The 1,499-nt window shown below is 67.0% G+C and carries 1 protein-coding gene; it reads right to left on the reverse strand.

What is annotated here, in order from left to right:
- Positions 1-9: 9 nt before the first annotated feature.
- Complete coding sequence (locus GTW58_RS12970; RefSeq protein ID WP_425338849.1) at positions 10-1,359, reverse strand: IS30 family transposase; 1,350 nt, start codon at positions 1,357-1,359, stop codon at positions 10-12.
- Positions 1,360-1,499 lie beyond the last annotated feature (140 nt).

A 1,499-nucleotide genomic window follows, 5' to 3' on the forward strand; every position in this document is an offset into this window, starting at 1 on the left:
TGCCTGGTTTCAACCGGTCGTTGCAACACCGGGTTGTTGGAGTGAGCGTAGCTGCTCTTCGAAGACTTCGGTGGGTGTCTTCCAGTCGAGACTTTTGCGGGGTCGGTTGTTGAGCGCGAGAGCGACGGCTTCGAGGTCTTCCGCGGACCACCGTGAGAGGTCTGTTCCTTTCGGGAAGTACTGTCGCAGCAAACCGTTGGTGTTCTCGTTCGTCGGCCGCTGCCAGGGCGAGCGGGGGTCGGCGAAGAACACCTTGGTGCCCGTCTCGAGTGTGAACTGGGCGTGGCCGGAGAGTTCTTTGCCGCGGTCCCAGGTGAGCGTCTTGCGGAGCTGTTCGGGAAGCTTCGTCATCGACGCGCTGAGCGCGGCGTTCATCGCGACAGCGCCGTAGCCGCCCAAGGCGGGACCGTTCTTGACGGGCGGTATCTCGCCATAGCCTTCCAGCCGCGGCAGATGCACCAGCAGGGTCGAGCGGCTCTTGCGTTCGACGATCGTGCCGATCGCGGACCGGCCCGTGCCGATGATCAGGTCGCCTTCCCAATGCCCGGGAACGGCGCGATCCGCAGCCTCCGCCGGACGCTTGGAGAACACGACCTCGGCGGTGACATGCCCTTGCGGGCGGTTCTGCGCTCGAGCCCGCGGCTGGCGGAGCGCGCGGCCGGTTCGCAGGCAGGTGACGAGCTCGCGTTTGAGCGCACCACGGCCCTGGATGAACAGCGACTGGTAGATCGCCTCGTGGCTGATGCGCATGGACTCATCATCCGGGAAGTCGACCTTCAGCCGGTGCGAGATCTGCTCCGGGCTCCACGCCAGCGACCAGCGCCGGTCCTGCCGGTGCGGTTTGTTCAGCCCCTTCCACGCGGGCGGCTCCGGCCCGACGACGACGGTGCCGTCGGGCCTGCGGACGTTCCCGGCGAGACGATCCTGCACATACTCGCGCAACTTATCGTTGGTGATGAGCTTCGCCGTCTTCGGACGCTTCGCTGCCTGCTGAGCCTTCCACTGCGCCACCAACGCCTGGTACTCATGCTTCCCGCTGCGCGTGGCCGCGTTACGGCGCAATTCGCGGGAGACTGTTCCCGGGTCACGGCCGATCCTGCGCGCGATCTCACGAACGCCGATCTGCTTGGCGCGGAGCAACGCGATCTCCTCGCGCTGCTCAAAGGACAGGTAGCGGCCGGTGGGCTCGGGCAGCGAGATCGGTGGCATACCGCCAGCGTGGCGAAACCAACGGGCTCCGACCGGCACGGACACGCCCACCTTCAGCGCCGCTTCAGCCGAGGTGAGGCCCGTCGCGATCAGACGCCAGAACTGCCGCTGCACCGCCCGCGAGGGCTCAGGCCGCCCGGGCGAACGCATCGGCGGACGCAACGCCCGATCAGCACGCCACTGACGACGCGCACCCTCGGGCACATCGCTCGTCTTCGCGGTCCAGTCCTTCGTCGCCACTGCCGAACACCTCCGAGACCGGGGTGTTGCGACGACCAGTTGAATCCGCC

Source organism: Kocuria subflava, from assembly GCF_012163155.1.
Classification (GTDB): domain Bacteria; phylum Actinomycetota; class Actinomycetes; order Actinomycetales; family Micrococcaceae; genus Kocuria; species Kocuria subflava.

What these genes read in the sequence shown, in the direction of transcription:
- GTW58_RS12970 (WP_425338849.1), bottom strand. Translation starts at nt 1,359, where the DNA reads ATGCGTTCGCCCGGGCGGCCTGAGCCCTCGCGGGCGGTGCAGCGGCAG.